The 23,475-nt window shown below is 34.7% G+C and carries 17 protein-coding genes, 1 tRNA gene and 1 riboswitch; of the genes, 14 read left to right on the forward strand and 4 right to left on the reverse strand.

Translation table 11 applies throughout. From position 1 onward, the window contains the following. The first annotated feature begins 112 nt into the window (after positions 1-112). The 3 genes from AC0UBM_RS07710 (at position 113) to AC0UBM_RS07720 (ending at position 3,369) form a co-directional block, all read left to right on the forward strand. Complete coding sequence (locus tag AC0UBM_RS07710; RefSeq protein WP_475688224.1) at positions 113-1,411, forward strand: aminopeptidase P N-terminal domain-containing protein; 1,299 nt, start codon at positions 113-115, stop codon at positions 1,409-1,411. A gap of 1 nt (position 1,412) precedes the next feature. Continuing rightward, complete coding sequence (locus AC0UBM_RS07715) at positions 1,413-2,633, forward strand: M24 family metallopeptidase (protein WP_475688225.1); 1,221 nt, start codon at positions 1,413-1,415, stop codon at positions 2,631-2,633. Positions 2,634-2,790: 157 nt separating this feature from the next. Further along, positions 2,791-3,369 carry a PhnA domain-containing protein gene (locus AC0UBM_RS07720; RefSeq protein ID WP_414036411.1) on the forward strand — a complete coding sequence of 193 codons (579 nt, stop codon included), beginning with the start codon at positions 2,791-2,793 and terminating at the stop codon, positions 3,367-3,369. Positions 3,370-3,461: 92 nt separating this feature from the next. On the opposite strand, the gene lhpI is transcribed toward AC0UBM_RS07720, so the two are convergent. Further along, positions 3,462-4,427: a bifunctional Delta(1)-pyrroline-2-carboxylate/Delta(1)-piperideine-2-carboxylate reductase gene (lhpI, locus tag AC0UBM_RS07725; protein ID WP_475688226.1), complete on the reverse strand. Its 966-nt coding sequence runs from the start codon at positions 4,425-4,427 to the stop codon at positions 3,462-3,464. A gap of 244 nt (positions 4,428-4,671) precedes the next feature. Here lhpI and AC0UBM_RS07730 point away from each other — a divergent pair, with 244 nt between their 5' ends. Further along, positions 4,672-6,039, forward strand: a complete 1,368-nt coding sequence (locus AC0UBM_RS07730) for a M28 family peptidase (protein WP_475688227.1) — start codon at positions 4,672-4,674, stop codon at positions 6,037-6,039. 265 nt (positions 6,040-6,304) lie between these two features. On the opposite strand, the gene AC0UBM_RS07735 is transcribed toward AC0UBM_RS07730, so the two are convergent. The 3 genes from AC0UBM_RS07735 to AC0UBM_RS07745 all read right to left on the reverse strand — a co-directional run bounded on the left by AC0UBM_RS07735 (position 6,305) and on the right by AC0UBM_RS07745 (position 10,356). Beyond that, a complete protein-coding gene (locus AC0UBM_RS07735) occupies positions 6,305-8,080 on the reverse strand; it encodes a hypothetical protein (RefSeq protein ID WP_475688228.1) in 1,776 nt (591 codons plus the stop codon). Between the two features lie 11 nt (positions 8,081-8,091). Next, positions 8,092-8,631, reverse strand: a complete 540-nt coding sequence (locus tag AC0UBM_RS07740) for an RNA polymerase sigma factor (protein ID WP_475688229.1) — start codon at positions 8,629-8,631, stop codon at positions 8,092-8,094. A 336-nt stretch (positions 8,632-8,967) separates the two neighbouring features. Further along, the gene (locus tag AC0UBM_RS07745) at positions 8,968-10,356 is read right to left on the reverse strand and encodes a dipeptidase (protein WP_475688230.1); all 1,389 of its coding nucleotides are present in this window, start codon (positions 10,354-10,356) and stop codon (positions 8,968-8,970) included. 101 nt (positions 10,357-10,457) lie between these two features. Here AC0UBM_RS07745 and AC0UBM_RS07750 point away from each other — a divergent pair. The 10 genes from AC0UBM_RS07750 (at position 10,458) to AC0UBM_RS07795 (ending at position 23,461) form a co-directional block, all read left to right on the forward strand. Further along, a tRNA-Leu gene (locus AC0UBM_RS07750) sits at positions 10,458-10,539 on the forward strand. A 299-nt stretch (positions 10,540-10,838) separates the two neighbouring features. Next, positions 10,839-11,417 carry a hypothetical protein gene (locus AC0UBM_RS07755; RefSeq protein WP_475688231.1) on the forward strand — a complete coding sequence of 193 codons (579 nt, stop codon included), beginning with the start codon at positions 10,839-10,841 and terminating at the stop codon, positions 11,415-11,417. A gap of 368 nt (positions 11,418-11,785) precedes the next feature. After that, positions 11,786-11,989, forward strand: a riboswitch (cobalamin riboswitch). A gap of 123 nt (positions 11,990-12,112) precedes the next feature. After that, on the forward strand, positions 12,113-12,565 hold the full coding sequence (gene nrdG, locus AC0UBM_RS07760) for an anaerobic ribonucleoside-triphosphate reductase activating protein (protein ID WP_475688232.1): 453 nt from the start codon (positions 12,113-12,115) through the stop codon (positions 12,563-12,565). 3 nt (positions 12,566-12,568) lie between these two features. Further along, positions 12,569-14,344: an anaerobic ribonucleoside-triphosphate reductase gene (nrdD, locus tag AC0UBM_RS07765; RefSeq protein WP_475688233.1), complete on the forward strand. Its 1,776-nt coding sequence runs from the start codon at positions 12,569-12,571 to the stop codon at positions 14,342-14,344. Positions 14,345-14,536: 192 nt separating this feature from the next. After that, complete coding sequence (locus AC0UBM_RS07770; RefSeq protein ID WP_434037509.1) at positions 14,537-15,088, forward strand: RNA polymerase sigma-70 factor; 552 nt, start codon at positions 14,537-14,539, stop codon at positions 15,086-15,088. A gap of 98 nt (positions 15,089-15,186) precedes the next feature. Beyond that, positions 15,187-16,122: a FecR family protein gene (locus AC0UBM_RS07775; protein ID WP_475688234.1), complete on the forward strand. Its 936-nt coding sequence runs from the start codon at positions 15,187-15,189 to the stop codon at positions 16,120-16,122. 117 nt (positions 16,123-16,239) lie between these two features. Beyond that, complete coding sequence (locus AC0UBM_RS07780; RefSeq protein WP_475688235.1) at positions 16,240-19,503, forward strand: SusC/RagA family TonB-linked outer membrane protein; 3,264 nt, start codon at positions 16,240-16,242, stop codon at positions 19,501-19,503. An 11-nt stretch (positions 19,504-19,514) separates the two neighbouring features. Then, complete coding sequence (locus AC0UBM_RS07785; RefSeq protein ID WP_475688236.1) at positions 19,515-21,059, forward strand: RagB/SusD family nutrient uptake outer membrane protein; 1,545 nt, start codon at positions 19,515-19,517, stop codon at positions 21,057-21,059. 22 nt (positions 21,060-21,081) lie between these two features. Beyond that, a complete protein-coding gene (locus AC0UBM_RS07790; RefSeq protein ID WP_475688237.1) occupies positions 21,082-21,915 on the forward strand; it encodes a glycerophosphodiester phosphodiesterase family protein in 834 nt (277 codons plus the stop codon). A gap of 127 nt (positions 21,916-22,042) precedes the next feature. Next, positions 22,043-23,461, forward strand: coding sequence for a purple acid phosphatase family protein (locus AC0UBM_RS07795; RefSeq protein WP_475688238.1), 1,419 nt, complete (start codon positions 22,043-22,045; stop codon positions 23,459-23,461). The last annotated feature ends 14 nt before the right edge of the window (positions 23,462-23,475 follow it).

Here is a 23,475-nt window from a genome sequence, read left to right on the forward strand (position 1 = left end):
TCTAAATACAACATGATATTTCTAAGGTTGGGTATCCTAAGTTCAGTATGTTTTACATTCAAAAAAATCACCTTTAATTTAGATAACTTTCATCTAAACAGAATTATATAATATGAGATATAAGCAGATTTCAAACACACTTTTTATAGAAAATAGAGACCGTTTTATAGCGCAAATGAAACCGAATACCATTGCAGTATTAACGTCTAACGATGTTAACCATAATAACGCAGACGATGTTATGGGATTTACCCAAAACAACGATCTGTTTTATCTTTCGGGAATCGATCAGGAAGAGAGCATTTTGGTATTGTATCCAGACGCGGCTAAGCCAGAAAATAGAGCAATCTTATTTGTAATTGAAACGTCCGAACAAATTAAAATTTGGGATGGCGAAAAGTTAACCAAAGAACAAGCAACCGCCATTTCAGGAGTAGAACGCGTAGAATGGGTTCAGGATTTTGAGAAATTATTACAACTTATGGCGTTTGAAGCTGATGGCTTTTACTTAGGACATAACGAACATGTAAAGCGTGTAACTTTTAATCAGCAAACGCAACAAGATCGCATGATTTTGTGGGTAAAAGAAAAATATCCATTGCATAATTTACATCGTGTTTCCAAAATTACACGGGATTTACGTCCAATAAAGTCTAAGGTCGAAATAGACTTAATGCAACATGCTGCAAATATTAGTATTGAAGGTTTTGAACGTGCTTTAAAAGCTACAAAACCGGGAATAAAAGAATACGAAATTGAAGCAGAACTAAGCTATAATTTAATAAAATCCGGGGCGACACGTCATGCGTTTAATGCTATTATTGCTTCAGGAAAAAATGCGTGCTCTTTACATTATAATACGAATGATGACGTCTGTAAAGATGGCGATATGATTTTAATGGATTTTGGGGTGTGTTATGCTAATTACAATAGTGATACCACGCGTTGTTTTCCTGTAAATGGTAAATTTTCGGAACGTCAGAAAGCCGTATATTCTGCTGTTTTACATTGCTTAAAAGAAGGAAGTAAGTTGTTTAAACCGGGAGTGTTATCTGCCGAATACGAACAACAAATGGGGAAATTGGTTGAAGCAGAACTTATAAAATTAGGTCTGTTAAATGCAGAAGACGTTGCGAAACAAGATCCTAAAAAACCATTATATAAAAAGTATTATATGCATAATTCGGCACACCATATTGGTCTAGACGTTCACGATGTTGGCTTGTATTCTCGTCCGTTTGAAGTGGGTATGGTTCTTACTTGCGAACCTGGAATCTATATTCCGGAAGAAGGTATAGGTTGTCGTTTAGAGAACGATTATGTAATTACAGAAGATGGTTGTTACAATTTAACTGAAGCTATGCCTATTGAAATTGAAGAGATTGAGGCACTAATGAAAAATAATTTATAACATGACAACATTAGGATTAGGAGGCTCGACAATCGAAGCCGAATTAGAAGCAATACAGCCAAAAGCACATTTAGTTGAGCCGATACTAAAGGAGGCTTTTCCGGAACGTATTAATCGCGCTCTAAAAATAATGGCTACCGAAAATGTTTCGGCAGTTTATTTACACGCTGGGACCAATCTCTATTATTTTACGGGGACAAAATGGAATTCTAGCGAGCGTATGGTTGGTGCTTTGTTATTGCCTGACGGGAGTATTCATTATATCGCACCTCATTTTGAAGAAGGTACCATTTTAGATTTTATGGAATTTGAAGGTCCAGTTCACGGTTGGGAAGAACATGAAAGTCCGTTTGAATTGCTTGTTTCTGTTTTAAAAGAAAACGGAATTTCTAAAGGTAATATTGCAATGGACGAGGTAACGCCGTTCTTTATTGTGGATGGTATTTTAAACTGCCAAACCGATTATACATTGGTAAATGCAAAGTCCATAACAGCGGGTTGTCGCATGATAAAGTCTAACGCAGAAATAGCTATTATGCAGACTGCGATGGATATTACAATGGATATTCATAAGGCTGTTGCACGTATTTTAAAACCAGGAATTGCAGCACAAACCGTGGTCGATTTTATTCATGAAGCTCATAAACGTTACGGTGCTCCCGAAGGCTCTTACTTCTGCATCGTGTTGTTTGGTGTGGATACTTCGTTTCCGCATGGTGTGAAAAAACCAAAAGATCTAGAAGAAAATGATGTGGTGCTTATCGATACTGGTTGTAAGCTACACGATTATATTTCGGATATTACCAGAACTTATGTCTATGGCGATATTACAGATGAACAACGTCGTATTTGGAATTTAGAGCGCGAAGCACAATTTGCTGCTTTTAAGGCTTCTCAATTAGGAAATACTTGTGGTTCTATAGATGTTGCAGTAAGAAAAACATTAGAAGCAAATGGCTTAGGACCAGATTATAAATTGCCAGGTTTGCCACATAGAACGGGACATGGTATTGGATTAGATATTCACGAATGGCCATATTTGGTAAAAACAGATCAGACTGTTTTAGAAGAAGGCATGTGTTTTAGTAACGAACCTATGTTAGTGGTGCCGAATAAATTTGGGATACGTTTAGAAGATCATATTTATATGACCGAAAACGGACCAAAATGGTTTACGGAGCCAGCATATAGTATTGAAGATCCATTTGGGCTTTCAAAATAAAACGAATAAAAAAAGTGATTTTAAAAATGGCATTAAAGATTAATCTGTAATGCCATTTTTTTTTGATTAAAAGTGAAGGTGCAGATTTAAACTAGAGTATTCGTTTGTCGTAATTCGTTTTAAAACGTATTTTTACGATTCTAAAATAAATAAAATAATGAGTGTATTACAGACTTTAGAAGATCGTAGTAATAAAAGTTGCGAGCTTTGTACTTCAAAAGAACAATTAAAACAATATACTTTACCGCCATCATTAAACGAAAATGTCGATAACAGTGTGTTGGTTTGTAATACGTGTTTTGAGCAAATAGAAGGCCAGGTAGATATGGATGTAAACCATTGGCGTTGTTTAAACGATAGCATGTGGAACGAGCATGTTGCCGTGCAAATTTTGTCTTGGAGAATGTTACAACGTCTACGCGGAGAAGGTTGGCCAAAAGATTTAATAGATATGATGTATCTAGACGACGAGGCTATGGCTTTAGCGCGTGCAACAGGAGAACATGAAGACGAAAGTGCTAAAATAATTCATCGCGATGTGAATGGCGTGGTTTTAGAAACTGGAGATTCTGTAGTTTTAGTTAAAGACCTAAAAGTAAAAGGATCTAGTATGGTTGCTAAACAAGGAACCGCGGTGAGAAATATTCGTTTAGATCATGAAAATGCCGAATATATTGAAGGTAAAGTGGGTAGTCAGCAAATTGTGATTATCACAAAATATGTGAAGAAATTATAAGAATTATTTCACTTTATACGATTAAAAAAAACGGGCTGTAAATTAATTTTACAGCTCGTTTTTATTTTTAATTACACTAGTGTTTATATAAGTTAAGAATGTGCTTCTGTGTATTTATCTACATAATAGGTCGCGGCCAATAAATCTTCTAACGCATGACCAACAGATTTAAACAGCGTGATCTCAGTGTCGTTTTTACGTCCGGTTTTTAGATTCCCACACAGCTCGAATAAATCGGCTTGAATTTGTTCCTTTTTAAGAATTCCGGTAGTAAGCGGTATAAGAATATCTCCACTTTCTTTTAATCCGCCTTGGTAAGTGTCTATATACACAGACGATTTTAAAATGGCTTCGTCGTCTGCTTCGCGGGTATCTTTTTTATAAGCGCCAACCAAGTCAACATGCTGACCGGCTTTTAAATATTTCCCAAAAACAAGAGGTGTGGGCGATAAGGTTGCAGTAGAAATAATATCGACTTCGCTTATTTTTTCTTCAATAGTTTTTACAGGCTCAACCGTAAATTGTGAAGAAGTAAATTGTTCGCAAATGGCTTTCGCTTTATTAAAATCACGTCCATAAACATACACTCTTTTTATTGGACGAACACTAGCATGGGCTTCAATTAGATTGGTAGATAGTGCTCCCGTTCCAATCATTAATAAGGATTCTGAGTTCTCTCTAGATAAAAATGAAGACGCCAAAGCCGAAGCAGCCGCAGTTCGTTTTACAGTTAAGCTTTTTGCTTCTAAAATCGCTTTTAATTTTCCTGTTACAGCATCTAGATAAAGATACGTTCCATGAATCGCTGGTAAATTGTATTTTCCATTTTCTGGACTAACGGTCGCTATTTTTACTCCTGCATGTTGTCCAGGATTCCAGGCAGGCATTAAAAGTAACGTAGAATCTAATTCTGATTCCGGATTAGGGAAATCATGATGATGGCGCATAGGCACTAAATAGTCGTTCGAGGAAAATCCCGTTTTTAGAGCGTCAACTAAGGTTTTAAAATGAGTTGAATCTTCAATAAAATCGGAATCGATTAAAGCTGTGTTTTTCATAGCTCTAAAATTAATAAATATCTTCTGGAATAGCCAAGTTTATCGCACAGATATCAAACACAGGCATAATCATATCATATGATTATGATTCGTTTTTCTCAATTTTAAAGGTTTTTATTGATAATTTATCTTCAATTTTGAGTTTTTATGACGTATCGTTAATATGATTTCAAAAGGCTAAAAAACACTTCAATAAAAAATTAATTAGATTATATTTGAGTGTAACTATCTAACATTCATTAGAATGAATAAATCCTATTTTCTGCTGCTTGGCTGTCTGCTAAGTGTTATAACGTCCTATAGCCAATCGGTTACCGATATTATTAATTCCGTAAATTTAGATTCCTTATCCCTTACTGTAAAAGAGTTTTCTGGAGAAGTACCAACGGTAGTTAACGGAAACACAATTACTATATTAGATAGAAGGCTTAGTAATAATAATTTGGCGGCGACCTACGTATTTGAAAAACTAGATAAGTTAGAAAACATGGTTGTAGAAACGCAGTTAATAAATGGCGACGACAACAGGCGTAATATTATCGCCACACAATATGGTACAACACACCCTGAAAAAGTATATATGATTTGTGCCCATTACGATGCTGTTGCTAACTATTGTGCCGATGATAATGCTAGTGGTGTCGCTGCACTGTTAGAGGTCGCAAGAGTATTGTCCGGGCAATGTCTAGAGAATACAATTGTGTATGCCCTTTGGGACGAAGAAGAAGTTGGATTAATTGGTTCTAATTATTATGCAGAACAAGCTAAAACTAATGGAGATGAAATTTTAGGTGTTTACAATCTAGATATGATTGGATACGATGGAGATAATGACCAAAGTTTTGATATTGACGTAAAACGCAATAATGAAGGCTCGCAAGGTATGAGCGACGATATAGTTGCAGTTTTAGGTTCGTATCCGTTTAAATTGAATGCGAATATTGTAATTCCAGGAACTGAATATAGTGATCATGCCAGTTTTTGGAATCGTGGATATCCGGCTGTATTAGTTGGAGAAGCATGGTCTGAAAAAGACCAGAATCCCAAGTATCATTCTAAAGACGATCGGTTTGAATTATTTAATTTAGGATACTTCCACGAAATGACAAAGTTATCGGCGGGTTATATGGCGACTAAAGCGGTGTTAACGGGAGTAGATCATACGGTAATCCAAACGGGTAATAGTTTAAAAGCCATTCAGGAGTCGGCAACGTACCAATGGTATAATTGTACTACTGGTGTAGCTATTGCAGATGCAACATTTCAAACCTATTTGCCTACAGAAAACGGAACTTATAAAGTTGAAATTACTTCGGGATCTTGTACAGAATTTAGTGATTGCTACGAGTTTGGTACTTTAGGTTTACCAACATTTTTACAATCGGAGCTTAAGTTGTATCCTAATCCCGTACAATCTCATTTAACGGTAGAACGACCTGTTGCCGAAAGTGCAGATTTTACTCTCTACGATGTGTCCGGGAAGTCGGTTTTAAATCTAACTTCGGACAAAGAAACTACCGAATTACAGCTGAATGATTTGGCTAAAGGGATTTACTTTTTAAGTGTAGAAAGTGCAAATAAAAGAGGAGTGTATAAGATTATTAAAGACTAAGGATGTAATGATTTTATAAAGTTGAAATAAGCCATAGGCTCTTGCGTTAGCGATTGCAGTGGCATCCTTTTTATGAGCTCATAAGAATGCATCTGAATTGAAGCCGAAGCATTTGTTTAGACTAAATAATACGCAGGTAAGTAAAAATGAAATAAAAAGATATAACGGAAAGCGCGACCTTTAGGTAACGCCGAAATGGGTGTAAATAAAAAATCCGTTCAAAACGCTATGGAACGGATTTTTTTAGGTTTACACTATCCTTAAGTTAAAACGTATTATGTAGTTGTTCTATTTCTTCGTGTAGATTATCCAAGGTTATTTCCTTAAAAACAAATTCTATATTGGGATGTTCTGCGGTTTTAGTTTCTACACTTCCTAAGTATAATTTTCCTTGATCTTTTTTAATAACTATAAGTATTACGTTTTCATCTTTTGGTACCCTTTTAAAATCGAATACATCACCGATTTTGCTACTTGGTATAATGGACTTTATAGATTTAAAAACCATGTTAACTCTAATGTCGTCGCCCGCATTTTTAATTTTAAGTTTAAATGGTATGTTGGGTCTTCTAATAAACCGATCGCAATTAATCCAACCTAATTTTGAAGTTCTTAAAATATAACCATTTAGTTCGTAGGCCTTAACGCTTGCGGAGTTCTGATTTAATTTATCTTCAAACTTTTTATTTACAATGGAATCTCGTTTTAGAGTTTCTTTTCGAGGCGTGCTTTCTGTAAGAGCAGATAGTTGATTGCTTTCGGCCTGAAAAACAATGGGCAAAGAGTAGGGGACGATTACTGTTTTTCCTCTTTGTTTCCCGGGTGTCATTTTAGGCAATAAGGCTATAACTCTGTTCGCTTCAATTTCTAATTCTGGGTCAGATGCTCTAGACATGATAGATACAGGTCTGCCTTCTTGATTAATCCTAAAAATTGTATAAATTCTTTGTCTTCCTGTTAATCCCAAGTTCATGGCGATTTCAGTGTTAAAGTTGGCCATTACAAATTTACTAATGGCACTAGCGGTACATTTTTTAAGTGTCGCGGGTTCCAGATTTTCACAGCCTGGATATGCTGGAGGAATTTCAACAATCGAAAAGGGAACTTCTACCTGCTCTTCTTGCGCCATGTCTAATACGACTTCTTCAACTACAGCGACTTCTGTGTCACTATTATTTTGAAGTGTCCAATTTATGTTTCCACTATCCCATGCTCCCGAAAAAAGTTGCATGCCTTTCTTTTGTGTTTTACTAGGAAATAAAATTTCAATGGTTGTATTTGGGGCCAAGTGTAAGGGTGCATTATTTTGGAAAGCTTTTATATTTAGCATGCCTCCGGTTTCTAAAAGTGTTTCATCAGACTGCGTAGATAAATGAGCTAATACCATATCGGAAAGCGTGTAATATTCTGTGACTTCTAAATCTATATTGCCTGTAATTTCAGTGTTGTTTTTATCTAGAAAAGACCCTTTTTTTATTGTTAGTTTAGTGCCTTCTTTACAAACAATTGTGGTGTCTTTCTCTGCATTAAAAGTAATGGTTTGGAAAGGTTTCTCAGGTATTTTAACTTTAGCTATTTTTGTTTTTACCTCGGGTTTTACTACAGCTGTTTTTGTTTGTTCTTGGGGGACTTTTGTAATCTTTTTTTCCACAACTGTGTCAGTGGTTGTTTTTAAAGATGTTAAAGTGTCTATTGAAAGAGTAGGAGTAACGACCTCTATAGTGCTGTTATCTTTTTTTATAACCTCTGAATTATTGGCCGTAGTAAAAATAAATACGGAAATAATAATTACCAATGCTAGAGTCGTGAATCCAAAATATTTAAGCCATTTGTATCTCGTGTATATTTTTTTTCCCGAAATAATTTCAGCTTTTAATTGTTGACGTTTAATGCCTTCTATAAGGGTGGTGTGCTCTTCAAACAAACTGTTGAATTGCAAATCTGTTTTTAACCGCTCTTCAAAAAGGAGTGTTTCTTTTTTAGATAATGTTTTATCTAAATACCCATTGATAAACGCGATGTCTTTTATATGATTTTCCATGATGTCTCGAATTAAGATTGAAGGGATTGATTTGTTTTATAGATGTCCTTAGCTTTGGTTAAGCACTTATACTTCTGGTTTTTTGCAATTTTTTCGGATTTAAATTGCATAACATGCGCGATCTCTTTAAAAGACATGGCTTTGTTATAAAACAGTTGTAAAAGTTGCTGACATCGTTCTCCTAATTCGAGGAATGCACGCTCGGCATGTTGGTATTTTTGTTCTTCTAAAACGCTTTGAGCCTGTTCTAGTTCTAATGCGTTTAAATTTTGTAAGCTGTCTTTGGTGATTTTCTTCTGAGTGTCTTTCCATATAAATCGTGAAACCGAATATAAATAGGTGTAAAAGGAAGACGTGAGTTTAAAATCTGACTTTTCGAGATTTCTATTCAAGATAATGAGCGCTTCCTGAAACACATCTGAAGCATCTTGTTTCTGACCACCTTTAGATAGAATTAAAGCCTCTATTTTTGGATATAAACTGTATAGTTTACTGAAAGCTTGTTCTCGCTGACCGGTTCTAAAAAGTTCTAAAATATGCTTGTCATTCATAAAACGTATTTATTACTTAATGGTCAGAAGATGAAAAGGTCTCCCGAAAAAGTTGAAGTAATTTACAAAAACAAATACGATTATTGTGTTTGCTCTTTATTTTAATGATTTGGACGTTTTGCGTTAGGGATAGCAGTGGCATCCTTTTTATGAGATGATAAGAATGCATTTTAATTAAAGCTTAAAGGTGCTTGGCATAAAATTGCTGAGGTAAGGTAATATGTAATAAAAAGATATAACGGAAAGCGCGACCTTTAGGTAACGCCCAAATGGGATTAAATAGAAAATCCGTTCAACACGATATTGAACGGATTTTTTTATAAATGAAGTCTAAAATTACTTAGACAATGCTGTAAAGTGTTTGTAGAACATTGGAATGGTTTCGATACCTTTTAGGTAGTTCCATACTCCGAAATGTTCGTTTGGCGAGTGAATGGAGTCGCTGTCTAATCCGAAGCCCATTAAAATGGTTTTGCTTTGTAATTCGTCTTCGAAAAGCGATACAATAGGAATACTTCCTCCGCTTCGTTGTGGAATTGGCGCTTGCCCGAACGTATCGGTATAAGCTTTCGATGCCGCTTGGTAACCAATGCTGTCTATAGGCGTTACGTATCCTTGTCCGCCATGATGAGGTTTTACCTTTACGGTTACCGCATCTGGAGCAATACTTTCGAAGTGTTTTTGGAACAAGTCTGTTATCTCTTTCCAATCCTGATTTGGCACTAATCGCATAGAGATTTTTGCAAATGCTTTACTTGCGATAACGGTTTTTGCACCTTCGCCGGTATAACCTCCCCAAATACCGTTAACGTCTAACGTCGGGCGGATAGAATTGCGTTCGTTTGTTGTGTAACCAGCTTCGCCGTAAACAGCGTCGATATCTAAAGCTTTCTTATAGTTGTCTAAATTAAAAGGCGCTTTAGCCATTTGAGCACGCTCGTCTGCAGACAATTCTTCTACTTTGTCGTAAAAACCAGGAATGGTAATATGATTGTTTTCGTCGTGAAGAGATGCAATCATTTTAGTTAATATATTGATTGGGTTTGCAACAGCACCACCGTAAAGTCCAGAGTGTAAATCGCGATTTGGTCCGGTAACCTCAACCTCAACATAGCTCAATCCGCGTAATCCTGTCGTGATAGAAGGCACATCCTTCGCAATCATTCCCGTATCTGAAATCAGGATAACATCGTTTTTAAGTTTCTCGTGATTGTTTTTTACAAAGGTTGCTAGGTTTACACTACCAACTTCTTCTTCACCTTCAATCATGAATTTTACGTTACATGGTAACTCGTCGTTTTTGGTCATGAATTCCAATGCCTTTACATGCATGTACATCTGACCTTTATCGTCGCATGCACCACGCGCGAAAATAGCACCTTCGGGATGTGTTTCGGTAGTTTTTATTACAGGTTCGAATGGTGGAGACGTCCAAAGTTCGATTGGATCTGCCGGTTGTACGTCGTAATGACCGTAAACAAGCACAGTTGGAAGTGATTTGTCGATGATTTTTTCACCATACACAATGGGATGGCCATCGGTTTTACAAATTTCTACGTGATCGCATCCTGCTTCTTCAAGACGTGTTTTAACGATTTCTGAAGTTTTTAAAACGTCGTCTTTATATGCTGAGTCGGCACTAACAGACGGTACCTTAAGTAATTCGATAAGTTCGTTTAAAAATCTATCCTTGTTATTTTCGATGTAAGTCGAGATATTTTTCATGTGGAATTATTCTGTTTCCTACAAAAATACAAAAATGTTGAATTTTTTTTCAAAAGTTGAATTGTTTATTGAAAGTAATTTTTATATTTGCACACCTTATTGCGGGCGTGGTGGAATTGGTAGACACGCTAGACTTAGGATCTAGTGCCGCGAGGTGTGAGAGTTCGAGTCTCTCCGCCCGCACAATAAGAGAAAGCCGACTATTTATAGTCGGCTTTTTTTGTTTTATAATTTATGACTTATGACTTATGACTATGATTTTCAACTTTGTGAGTTATTACTTGCCACCAAGTATGGTCCTGACCTCATGTCAAAACGAAAAAATAAATTACTTCTTAACAGTTTATAAAATTGTTTTTCAAATCTAATTATTAATTTTTTTATTTACTTTTAACCTACACTGGGGTACTATTCTATCTTGTTTTTATAAAGTGATATAATTTGAGCTCAGAATTTTATACCAATTAACCAACCTAAAACCAATGAAGGATTACAAAAAACGTCTCGTAAAACCAAAAAATAAAATTGTAAGTGGGATGATGTATTTGTTACCCATATTTATTCTTTTTATTGTCATTGAAAAATTATGGTACAAAGTCAGTCATCTCGGAAAAATAGTTGTTCATAACTTGCACTTAGACGATTTCTTCGGAAAATATTCTTTAACCATTACAACAGGTTTATTAATACTGATTATTTTCTATGTTTTTGGTTATCTGGCAACTTTACCGCGTTTTATGAGATTTTACGATTGGTTTGAAGGTATGATGCTGGATGTTATTCCTGGATATAGTAAATATAAAACTGAGCTTGAGAATAAAATAAATCCGAAACCAGATAACAGAACATCAGTATTGGTTAGTACACCAATGGGTAATAAACCAGGTCTTTTAATAGATGAAAAAACTAGTAGTTCGGTGGTGTTTTTTCCGAGTACAACAAATGCCTTAGAGGGAGAAGTTTTGGTTGTAGATAATAAAATGGTGCAGAAAATTGATATTGATGCAAAATCTCTACTAGGTATCATGAAAAAACAAGGAAAAGGTTTGCCTGTCGCCTAACGTGTTGGTGGTTGCAGAAAGGTTCTATTTTAAAAGCTATCTGTAGGATAAAAACTAGTTTGTAAATTATCGTGAAGCCATTCTCTGGTGATTCGAATACCGTTTAAATTTTTAATCTTTTAACTTCTCTTTTAAATTACATGTAAACAGTATAAACCCCATGCTTTTTAGGGCGTTCGAGCGGAGTCGAGAACCTAAAGCTGTAGAATTAGATCTTTATTTTTCGATTAACCACATAATTTTAAAACGCAACAATTAGGAATGATTCGGTTTTATAATGGATTAAATAATACACTCCCATTTAGAAGTGTTAACAACTCTATTAATAAAATATCCGCACTTATAATTTACATCGTGATTTCTTAATTATCTTTAACTTAGAATTTGGTTCTTAGTATACATCGCTAGTATACAGGGATTAAAAGGGAATTAGGTGAAAAACCTAAACTGTTCCCGCAGCTGTAAGCTCTCTAAAATGTTTTACATTCTTTTAGTCACTGTTTTAATATTTTAAAATGGGAAGGCGTAAAACAGGAGCGAGTCAGAAGACCTGCCAAATTCAAATCATGTCGAGCTTTCGGGAAAAAAGTGTATGGCATAGAATATTCTTATTAGAAATACTCTTAGCTTTTTGACGATTAACCTATCGATAAAACGGTCTGTTTGTATCTGTTTGTCGACTAATTAAAAAAAGAATGTATTACTCAAACATTCAGATTGCACTCCAAGAAGTTCCTGGAGAAATTAGCATTTGTTTTAGCATTTGTGGCTGTAAACTACACTGTAAAGGCTGTCATTCTCCTACGCTATGGAAAGAGAAAAATGGCGTACCACTCACTTTAGAAACCTATAAGCATACCTTAAACAAATACAAAGGGTTTGCCAGTTGTGTTTTATTTATGGGAGGCGAATGGTACGAGCCTCAACTTGTAAATTATCTGCATTACGCCCGGAAATTAGATTATAAAACATGTTTATACACAGGAGAGGACCGTGTAAGTACAAATATATTACGAGAGCTCACTTGGATAAAAACAGGGAAGTGGATTTCGGAATTAGGAGGCTTAGACGCTTTATCTACCAATCAAAAATTTACACACGTACAATCAAATGCGTTATTAAATCACCTATTTATTAAAAACCATTAAGCCATGATTAGATTAACCCAAGAACAGGTCAGTAAAAAAATTAATTTCATTAGTAATTATATCAGTGCATCTAATGCCGCCGATGGCTCTAAAATGGATGCCAATGCTAATGTGTCTTCTAAAAATATAGCCACTATGGAAGCCGAACTGAATAAAGACATAAATATTCAGGTTAACAGGCAGTTGGTGAAAAATAAAATAGCAGACTTATTTGGCGACGATTTGGCTAACGAATATGTGAGGCAAATAGAATCGCATGAAATATATGTGCACGACGAAACCTCTTTAAAGCCGTACTGTGCATCTATAAGCATGTATCCGTTTTTGTTTGATGGATTAACAAAGTTAGGAGGAGAAAGTAAAGCACCACAACATTTAGAAAGTTTTTGTGGCGAGTTTGTAAATCTTGTTTTTGCAGTGAGTTCTCAGTTTGCAGGTGCTTTGGCAACAGTAGAATTTTTGTTGTATTTCGATTATTTCGCACGTAAAGATTTTGGCAAAGATTATTTAATTAGCCACACTAAAACCATCGAAAATCATTTACAACATGTTGTATATGCTATAAATCAGCCAGCAGCTGCTAGAGGATATCAATCTGTATTTTGGAATATTTCTTTATACGACAAAAAATATTTTGAAAGTTTGTTTGGTGCATTTGTGTTTCCGGATATGAGCAAACCAGAATTAGAAAGCTTAAATAAATTACAACAATTTTTCATGACGTGGTTTAATGCCGAACGCGAAAAAGCAGTATTGACTTTTCCTGTGGTTACGGCGGCCATGTTAGTAAAGGATGGGGCACCAGTAGATCGTGATTTTGCCGACATGTGTGCATACGAATTAAGTGAAGGAAACTCCTTTTTTATATATCAGTCTGAAAGTGCCGATAGTTTAGCGTCTTGTTGCCGATTAAGAAACGAAATTAGCGATAATACCTTTAGTTATTCGCTTGGAGCCGGCGGAGTGTCTACAGGATCTATAAATGTGATTACCTTAAACATGAATCGTTTGGTACAAAACGGAGATGATTTAAAAACTGTAATTCAAAAAATACAGAAATATCAGGTGGCTTACAGAAGCTTAATCGAAGAATATAAAAATGCAGGTATGTTACCGGTTTATAATTCAGGTTTTATCGCTTTAGAAAAACAGTTTCTAACCATTGGAATTAATGGTATGGTAGAAGCTGCAGAAAGCTTAGGTATTAACGCAGCGAATAACGAGACCTACAAATCATTTGTATCTACAAATCTTAAAATTATTTATGATGCCAATAAAGACGCCAAAAAAGAATTCGGATATATGTTTAATACCGAATTTGTACCAGCCGAAAATTTAGGGGTTAAAAATGCAAAATGGGATAAGGAAGATGGTTTGTTTTCTCCTCGCGAATGTTACAATTCTTATTTCTATGCGGTTGAAGACACTTCGGTAAACACTTTAGATAAAATTATGTTGCACGGCGACGACATTATTAAGTATTTAGATGGCGGTTCTGCACTACATTTAAATTTGGAAGAGGCTCCAAATAAAGACGGGTTTTTAAAACTAATTCATGCGACAGCTAGAGCTGGGTGTAATTATTTTTGTTTTAATGTCAAAATCACAATTTGTAATACGTGCAATACTATCGATAAGAAAACACGTCAAACATGCAGTTCTTGTGGCTCTCAGGATGTCGATTATGGGACACGCGTTATTGGGTATTTAAAACGGGTTTCTAATTTTAGTTCTGCCAGACAACAAGAAGCGGATTTACGGTTTTACCATGTAAATTAGTAAAGCATAGTATCACATAAACCGTTTTCTAAGCCAAGAGGGGTTTATGTGATATTTTCAAATATAAGATATCGTTAAAAAATAGTTGCTTTTAATATGTAGTGAGGATCGTACATCTCAGATGATTAGTTTACATAAGCTTAATATAGATGATGCTTGATTACTTGTTAACTTTGAAAAAAGTTATTATGTATGAATCAACAAGCTGAGCTTGATTTCGATGTTGTTTTTAACACCTATTGGAGTGGGTTGTATATTTATGCCTTTAATATTTTAAAAAACAGTTCTACTTCCGAAGATATCGTTCAAGATGTATTTCTAGATTATTGGAAAAGATCGTATTCTTCCGATATTTCTCATGTAAAAGCATACTTATATCAGGCCGTAAAGTATCAATGTGTTAATGAATTAAAAAAGCGAAAAATTACCTCTGTAGATTTAGAGCACATCGAATCTTTATTTTTACACGACGATCTTCCCGCAGATTTAAATTACGATGAAAAAACGTTAAGTCTTATTAGCACCATTATTGACGAAAAACTTCCTTTAAAATGTAAAGAGATTTTTAAACTCCGATACTATGAAGATATTGCTCCAAAAGAAATTGCTAGTCGGTTAAATATATCTGTAAGTACCGTAGAAAATCAGATTTACAAAGCGTTAAGAATATTGAGATCAAACTCCGATCTTAATTTAAAAATTTCGATGCTAATCTTAATTCATCATTACTCAATACTACATTAAAGTTAATTCAGAGTTAAAGACTTTAAGCAATCGTTAAGCATTAAAAATAGCGTAGGTGTATTTTTAAAAATAGGTACTTAGTAATAAACCGAGTACTTATGACCGAATATGAATTTAATGATTTGCTTAATCGTTACGCTAAAAATAAAACCTCCGAGCGAGAATCATTCGTAGTAGAAAGTTATCTAGATGGTTTTCAAAAAGGGGGCTTAAGTGAGAACGATATTAAGTTCAATTTAGGTGTAAAGAATAGGATTTATTCAAATATTTTAAAAGATAAGAGAAAAGCTTCAGTCTTTAATTTTAGAAATATAGCTGCTGCGGTTTTATTATGTATTACAGCCTCTATCCTTTTTAATATAATACAAGTAGACTCTAAACTTATAGAAGTCGTTGCCGAGAGAGGCGAGCAAACAAAAGTGCTTTTAGCCGATTCTTCGGTAGTGTATTTAAATTCTGGAAGTACGTTAAAGTACCCGGAAACTTTTGCTAATAACACTAGAGAGGTAACCCTAGAAGGAGAAGCCTTTTTTAAAATAAAATCTAATCCCGAAAAACCATTTATCGTAACATCTCAAGCTTTCGAAACAAAAGTTTTAGGGACTGAATTTGTCGTGTCCAATTATGAAAATGTTACGCCTTCTGTTACCGTTAGTACCGGTAAGGTAAAAGTGACCGATAACAGCAATCCTAAAAACACGCTGACTTTAATTAAAAATGAAAGAGTAAAACTTTCACAACATACCAACGGTTTAATTAAAGAAACTGTGCAGGCTAGAGATTACACCACTTGGATGGAAGGTGCCTTAGTTTTTAATCAGGCGAATTTGGAAGAAGTGGTTAATATGCTGAATCAGAAATACGATAAGAGCATAAAAATCACATCTAAAACGTACTCCGAATGTACCATTAGCGGGACGTACAAGAATAAATCTCTAGAAGATATTCTGGAGAGTTTACATTTTATTTATGATATAGAATTTAAGTATCTAGATAATCAGCATATAGAAGCTATAGCTAAACCCTGTAAATAATAACGCCTATGTAAAAATAAGACCTAAAAAAAAGCCCGATAAGGAGTGCAATCCGTATCGAGCAGTAGTAAAAAACTAATCTGTGAAAATTAATTTAATATCAAATATATTCAAAATATGTATTTTGTTTCAAAAAAAAGTATAAAACGACTGCAATTCGGAATTGTTCTATTCTTGATTTGTTGTTTTCAAATTTCAAATGCAAAACCATTAAATCCAATTAATTTAAATCAAATAAAGGTTGTGTTAAACATACAAGACGCAACTATTATTGAAGTTTTCGAATCTATAGAAAACCAAACGTCTTTAAATTTTATATTTCCTGATGAGGTTAGAGACATTAAAAATACCATTTCGTATTCTAATAAAATAACCAATGTTTCTAATGTTTTGAATCAACTCGTGGTTCAAATGAACATCGATTACAGTATATCTAATAATACAGTTTCTGTAAGAATTAAAAAACAAAATGAATTAGAAGTACCCTTTTTAAGCAGAGGTTTAGTTACCGACGAAAATAATATGCCACTTCCTGGAGTAGATGTATTGTTAAAGGGAACGCAAACCGGAACCATAACAGATTTTGATGGAAAATTTGAATTGGAAATCAATGCGGTTAACGACATACTTGTATTTACGCATATAGGTTACAACAAAAAAGAAATTAAGGCTTCGTCGTATATTCAGGTTCGAATGATCGAGAATATCACGGGGCTTAACGAAATTCTTGTTATTGGATATGGTAAACAGAAGAAAAGAGATGTTACTGGGGCCGTAGCTTCTGTTAATGAAAAGGATTTTTCGGAAATTCCAGTTTCAAACCCTTTAAGTGCAATTAAAGGGAAAGTAGCAGGAGTCGATGTATTTAATTCGAGTAACGAACCAGGTAGTTCTGTTAATATTAGTATCCGTGGAGATAATTCTATAGGCGCAAATAATAATCCGTTAATCGTGTTAGATGGTATTCCTTTAAATACAGGGTTCGACGATATTAACCCGAATGATATTGCTTCAATGGAAGTGCTTAAAGATGCTTCTGCAACTGCTATTTATGGCTCTAGAGCCTCCAACGGTGTCATTTTAATTACAACCAAACGTGGAAAATCGGGAGAGACTAGAACAACGTTTAGTACGTATTATGGGATTACAACGCCTATAAATAGTTTGGATTTAATGAATGGAGAAGAATTTGCACAGTTAAGAAGAGAAGCAAACCGAACTGTAACCGCAAATGGTAATTATCCTGACGACGAAGACATTTTTGATAATATCGCGTTAGCATCGATAGAGAACGGTACAGATACAGATTGGCAAGATTTTATTTACCATCCGGGGAATAAAGAAAACTATCAGTTATCAATTACGGGTGGTAAAGAAAATACCCAATTTGCTACATCTTTAAACTTTTATCAAGAAAGCGGAGTTGTGGATAATGCCGATTATCAAAGAGGTTCAATCAGAATTAATTTAGATCATAAAGTTAATGCATTCAAAGTTGGCGTGTCGTCTTTCTTAAGTCGTTCTAAACAAAATGTGGTTCAGAACGATTTGTATGATAACGTTTTAAGATTAAGTCCGCTAGGGGTTGCTTATAACGACGATGGTTCTATACGTTACAGACCTACAAATGATGAAAGCCAAAGAGTAAATCCATTATCGGATTTAGCAAACTCTTTAGATGAAAGATATGTCACTCATGTATTTGCAAGTATTTATGGGGAATATGAATTTAACGATCATTTAAGTTATAGATTAAATATTGGTCCAGATTTAGAAATTGGAAATCGGGGTTATTTTTATGGCAGTGAGACCACAAATAATCAGGGTGGTTTATCTTCTGCGGGAATAAGCGATTCTGATACCTTTTCGTTTACTATTGAAAATATTTTGAACTACTCAAATACGTTTGGTGAGAAACATCAGTTTACGGCTACTGGAGTTCAAAGTTTTCAAACACAAACTTCCAAAACAAATTACAGCAATGTTAAAAATTTACCTTACGATTCTCAAGGCTATCACAATTTAGCCACTGCAGGAGAAGTATCTAGTGTAGGTAGTAATTATAAAGATTGGGATTTAGTGTCTTTTACGGGTAGAATTAACTATCAGTACGACGACAGATATCTTTTTACTGCTACAGCAAGAGCCGATGGATCTTCAAGATTTTCCGAAGGTAATAAATGGGGCTTTTTTCCTTCTGCGGCCATAGCTTGGAGAGTGTCTGAAGAAGCATTTTTTGATAATGTTTCAAAGAATGTGATTTCCGATTTAAAATTTAGAGTAAGTTATGGGGAAACCGGTAATACTGGAATCGATCCGTATCAGACCTTTAGTGTATTAGAAAAAAAGCAATATATGTTTGGCGATAATGGCGTGATTGGTTTTATCCCTAATTCTGTGTCTAATCCTAATTTAACATGGGAAACAACGAAACAACTCAATGTAGGTTTAGATTTTCAGTTATGGAAACAAAGGTTAAGTGGTTCTGTTAATTATTACGTAGCAAATACAGACGATCTTTTGTTGCCTCGTAGTTTACCTTCTAGCTCAGGATTCTCTACCGTCTTAGAAAACATTGGTTCTACACAAAATAAAGGAATTGAAGCTAGCTTATCTATTAATAATATAATAAGCACAGCAGATTTTAATTGGAATATAGATTTAAACTTCTCTAAAAACACCAATAAAATTACCGAGTTATATGGCGATGGTACAGACGATATAGGAAACGAATGGTTTTTAGGAAATCCTATAAATGTCTTCTACGATTATAACAAACTAGGCATTTGGCAATTAGACGAAGCCGAACTTGCCTCAAGTTATGGTTTCGAACCAGGGCAAATTAAAGTGCAAGATGTAAATGAGGATGGTGTAATTAACGCCGATGATCGTGTGATTTTAGGATCGTCTACTCCAGATTGGATTGGAGGTTTAACCAATAGATTATACTATAAAGGATTTGGATTTTCATTTGTTTTATATACAAGACAGAATGTTAAAACCTATTCGGAATGGTATGGCAATAATAACAGGTTAGCAGGAAGGTATAACAACTTAGATGTGGATTACTGGACGCCAGAAAACCCGACAAACGAAAATCCTAGACCTAATGTTAGTCAGGAAAGTGTATATCTAGGCTCTACTTTGGCCTACAAAGATGTGAGTTTTGTGCGTGTTCGTAATATAGTATTAAGCTATGCTTTACCAAGTCCGATATTGGAAAAATTAAAAATAAGAGAATTAACCTTTAATGTTACGGCCGATAATCCTTTCACTTTCACATCTTATAATGGTTTAGATCCGGAATTCGAATCGAATGGTGAAAGAGCCTTATATCCTTCTATTAAAACCATTTCAATGGGATTAAATTTAACCTTTTAACTGACCTAAAAATGAAAAAAGAATTTAAAAACGTTGTATTACTAACTTTCGGTTTGTTTTTAATTACAACCTCATGTAGCTTAGAAGAAGAACCTATTTCTGAAGCCACACCAGATGTTATTTATAAAACGGCTACAGGAATAGAAAATGGAGTTAATGGAACTTACTCTCTTCTAAGAGATATATACGGATCTCAAACAGGATTTACACTTACCACGTTTGGTACAGATTTATTTAGACATGGAAAAGATGGTGGTTACAAAGCCATGGATATGTATACGTCCGAGCTTAATTCATCCATGAGTTATATAAACAATCTTTGGACAGATTGTTATTTAGGAATTAATGCAGCCAATACTGTTTTAGAACGCATAGATGCTGTAGCAGATTTATCTGAAGCTAAAAAAACTACATTTAAAGCAGAGGTTAGATTTTTAAGAGCACATTACTATTACTGGTTAACCCTGCAATTTGGAGATGTTGTTTTAAAACAAACCGAAACGAAAGGGGTAGAAACAGATGGTGTGAGAACGTCTAAAGAGATGATTTGGGAGTTCATGAAAGCAGATACCGAATTTGCGATTGATAATTTAGATTGGACATCTTCAGACATAGGTCGTGTGACAAAAGGCGCTGCGCTTCATCAATTAGTGAAGATTAATTTACTAATGAAAGATTATGCATCTGCCGAAAAAAATGGAATGGAACTTATAGAACAAGGGCCATATCAGTTATTAAATACTTATGAAGAGGTTTTCGATTATAACAATCAAGTGAATAGTGAGATTATTTTTTCTGTGCAATACGGTACAGATCCATTAAGCAACGGAAGTGGTAATCAAGGCCATTTATTTTTTACTCCCGCTTACGATCAATTCCCTGGTTTAAGCCGAGATGTTACTCAGGGAGGGAGACCATATACAAGATTTAGACCTACAGAATTTTTTAGAACTTTATTTGAAAAGAATGATGCCCGTTTCGATGAAACCTTTAGATATACATGGACCTATAACAATGCAGAATCAATACCCGATGGTATGGCCATAGGAGATACTGTAATATGGGAAGCAGAAGATGGGACATACTCTAAAATAGCACCAAATATAGATAAAATGCACTGGGGCATGAAAAAACACGATGATCCAACTCGAGCGAGTTTTCAGGATCAAGCTGGATTTAGAGACTTTTTCGTGAGTCGTTTGTCAGATACGTATTTGTTAGTCGCGGAAGCTTTGTTTTTCCAAGGTAAACAAGCAGAAGCAGTAAATTATATTAACACAGTTCGGGAAAGAGCCGCGAAACCTAATACGCAGTTATCTCTGGTCACTGCAAGTGATGTTACTCTCGATTTTATTTTAGACGAAAGGGCTAGAGAGTTGGGAGGTGAAGCCATGCGTTGGATGGATTTAGTTAGAACAGGTAAACTAGAAGAACGAGTAAAAAATTATAACCCAAATGGATCGAAAAACATTAAAAATTATCATGTTTTAAGACCGATACCTCAAGCCCAAATAGATTTAAGTGATGTTGAATTTCCACAAAATACAGGATACTAGAATGAAAAATAATATACTTTTTTTGTTAGTTATAACGATTATAAGCTTAACAAGTTATGCACAAAATACAAAGTTAGATAGTTTAATTACCAACTATAATAATCAAGACTATGTTATGGCTGTTGCTCATAGAGCAGTTCATGACAAATATCCAGAAAATTCTGTTGAAGCTATAAATGAAGCGATCAGGATAGGTGTCGATATAGTCGAAATAGATGTTAGAGAAACTAAAGATGGGAGGCTAATTATTATGCACGATAGTAGTATCGATCGATCTACTAATGGTACAGGCCTTGTTAAAGATTTAGAATGGAAAGATTTAAAGAACTTAAAACTAAAAATAGATGATAGTATTACAGATCAAAAAATTCTGACTTTAGCAGAAGTTTTTCAGTTTACCAAAGGGAAAATATTCTTAGATCTAGATTTTAAATCGTTATCAGAACGTGGTGCTAAGACTGCATTCAAACTCATTGAAAAGTATCAAGTAGAAAAAGAGGTTATTTTTTATTTGTATGACTACACAAAAGCTCCAAAAATTCACGCTATAAATCCTAATGTCAAAATTATGCCAAGAGCATATTCTGCCGAAGATGTAGAAAATATCTTGAAATACAATTACATCACAGTCATCCAGGTAGACGACAGATTTTATACCGATAGCTTATTAAAAAAAGCTTTCGATAAAGGAATGCGAGTTTGGGTAAATGCCTTAGGAGATTATGACGATATGGAAACAGTGGAAAAATACTCTGGCTTTGAAAAGTGCTTTGATAAGAAATATATTAATGTAATTCAAACAGATCATCCGCAGCAACTTCTAGATTATTTGAATATGAAAGGTTATAGAAATTAATTTTTTTGTTTTGTTATTTGATTAGGACTCTATGGGTACTTAGTATTTGTAGGGTTCTTTTTTACTAACCATTTTCTCTAAAAGCTTAATTTTTTCACGCTCTAAATATTATATAATAATAAATAATATGAAAACAACTGGATTACTTTTTTCTATCGCATTACTTTTTATTTCATGCAAAGTGAAGCATGAAACAAATGAAATTAAACAAACAGAAGCGCATGGCCATTCGCATTATTCATCGTTGTCTCATGTCCCGGCTCATAAATTAATTTTCCCGTCTAAAACACCAGATCGCATTATCCTTAATTTAACTGAAGATCCGCGACATAGTGTGGCAATAAATTGGCGAACAGATCAAGATATAGACACGGCCTATGTTGAAATGGCGGAAGAAACGCATGGACCCGATTTTTTATTGAATAATAATGTCACCCGAGTTTCTGCAAAGACAGAATTTTTGGATTTAGAAAATGTTCGAGATAAGGAGCCGTTAGTTCAAGCGGCGTATCATTCCGTTACAGTAACAGACTTAAAACCTGGGGCAACTTATGTATATCGCGTAGGTGATGGTCAAACAAACGACGATACTTGGAGTGAATGGTTTCAAATTAAAATGCCTTCGAAGAATAAAAATGATGCCTTCAGCTTTATTTATTTTGGAGATGCACAAAATGATGTAAAATCTATGTGGTCTAGAGTAATTCGTAAATCTTATAAAATGTTGCCAGAAGTAGATTTTATGTTACACGCAGGAGATCTAATTAATCATAGCGAATCTGATCGTGAGTGGGGAGAATGGTTTTATGCAGGAAGTTTTATACATGCAACAGTACCTAGTGTTATGACTCCGGGCAATCATGAATACGATAAGACGAAGGATAGAACAAAATTATCTAGTCTGTGGCGACCTCAATTTAATTTACCACAAAATGGCCCCACAGAAGCAGTAATAGAAACGTGCTACACACTCGATTATCAGAATCTAAAACTTATATCTTTAGACTCTCAGAGTTTAGGCAATGATGATACTTCTAGAGATGCTCAAGTAAAATGGTTAGACTCTGTTTTACAATCGAACGACAAAAAATGGGTTGCCATTACAATGCATCACCCAGTGTTCTCTACTGCTAAGGGGAGAGACAACACCAAGTTAAGAGAAGCTATAAAACCTTTAATCGATAAATATAAAGTAGATTTAGTACTTCAGGGGCACGATCATACATATGCAAGAGGATACGATACAAACGAAACAACTGGGAAAACAATTGTGGAAGATGCAGGAGCAATCTATTCCGTTTCAGTAAGCGGACCAAAAATGTATGAATCTCAAGATAAAAATTGGATGGTTAAACGCGGCGAGTTTACGCAACTATTTCAAATTATTACGATAGATAATGATACTCTAAAATACAATGCTTATACCACTATGGGAAGCTTGTATGATAGTTTTCAGTTGGTTAAGGAAAACGGACGTAAGACCTTAATTAATAATTCTGATTTAAATGAGTTTACACGTTTTAAAAAAGATTTTATAAAGGAATAAACAAGAGCTTGTTA

The sequence above is a fragment of the Formosa sp. F44 genome, from assembly GCF_056238645.1.

Bases quoted from the DNA above. Each gene is read 5' to 3' on its own strand.
- AC0UBM_RS07710 (WP_475688224.1), top strand. From the start codon at position 113: ATGAGATATAAGCAGATTTCAAACACACTTTTTATAGAAAATAGAGAC.
- AC0UBM_RS07715 (WP_475688225.1), top strand. From the start codon at position 1,413: ATGACAACATTAGGATTAGGAGGCTCGACAATCGAAGCCGAATTAGAA.
- AC0UBM_RS07720 (WP_414036411.1), top strand. From the start codon at position 2,791: ATGAGTGTATTACAGACTTTAGAAGATCGTAGTAATAAAAGTTGCGAG.
- lhpI (WP_475688226.1), bottom strand. From the start codon at position 4,427: ATGAAAAACACAGCTTTAATCGATTCCGATTTTATTGAAGATTCAACT.
- AC0UBM_RS07730 (WP_475688227.1), top strand. From the start codon at position 4,672: ATGAATAAATCCTATTTTCTGCTGCTTGGCTGTCTGCTAAGTGTTATA.
- AC0UBM_RS07735 (WP_475688228.1), bottom strand. From the start codon at position 8,080: ATGGAAAATCATATAAAAGACATCGCGTTTATCAATGGGTATTTAGAT.
- AC0UBM_RS07740 (WP_475688229.1), bottom strand. From the start codon at position 8,631: ATGAATGACAAGCATATTTTAGAACTTTTTAGAACCGGTCAGCGAGAA.
- AC0UBM_RS07745 (WP_475688230.1), bottom strand. From the start codon at position 10,356: ATGAAAAATATCTCGACTTACATCGAAAATAACAAGGATAGATTTTTA.
- AC0UBM_RS07755 (WP_475688231.1), top strand. From the start codon at position 10,839: ATGAAGGATTACAAAAAACGTCTCGTAAAACCAAAAAATAAAATTGTA.
- nrdG (WP_475688232.1), top strand. From the start codon at position 12,113: ATGTATTACTCAAACATTCAGATTGCACTCCAAGAAGTTCCTGGAGAA.
- nrdD (WP_475688233.1), top strand. From the start codon at position 12,569: ATGATTAGATTAACCCAAGAACAGGTCAGTAAAAAAATTAATTTCATT.
- AC0UBM_RS07770 (WP_434037509.1), top strand. From the start codon at position 14,537: ATGAATCAACAAGCTGAGCTTGATTTCGATGTTGTTTTTAACACCTAT.
- AC0UBM_RS07775 (WP_475688234.1), top strand. From the start codon at position 15,187: ATGACCGAATATGAATTTAATGATTTGCTTAATCGTTACGCTAAAAAT.
- AC0UBM_RS07780 (WP_475688235.1), top strand. From the start codon at position 16,240: ATGTATTTTGTTTCAAAAAAAAGTATAAAACGACTGCAATTCGGAATT.
- AC0UBM_RS07785 (WP_475688236.1), top strand. From the start codon at position 19,515: ATGAAAAAAGAATTTAAAAACGTTGTATTACTAACTTTCGGTTTGTTT.
- AC0UBM_RS07795 (WP_475688238.1), top strand. From the start codon at position 22,043: ATGAAAACAACTGGATTACTTTTTTCTATCGCATTACTTTTTATTTCA.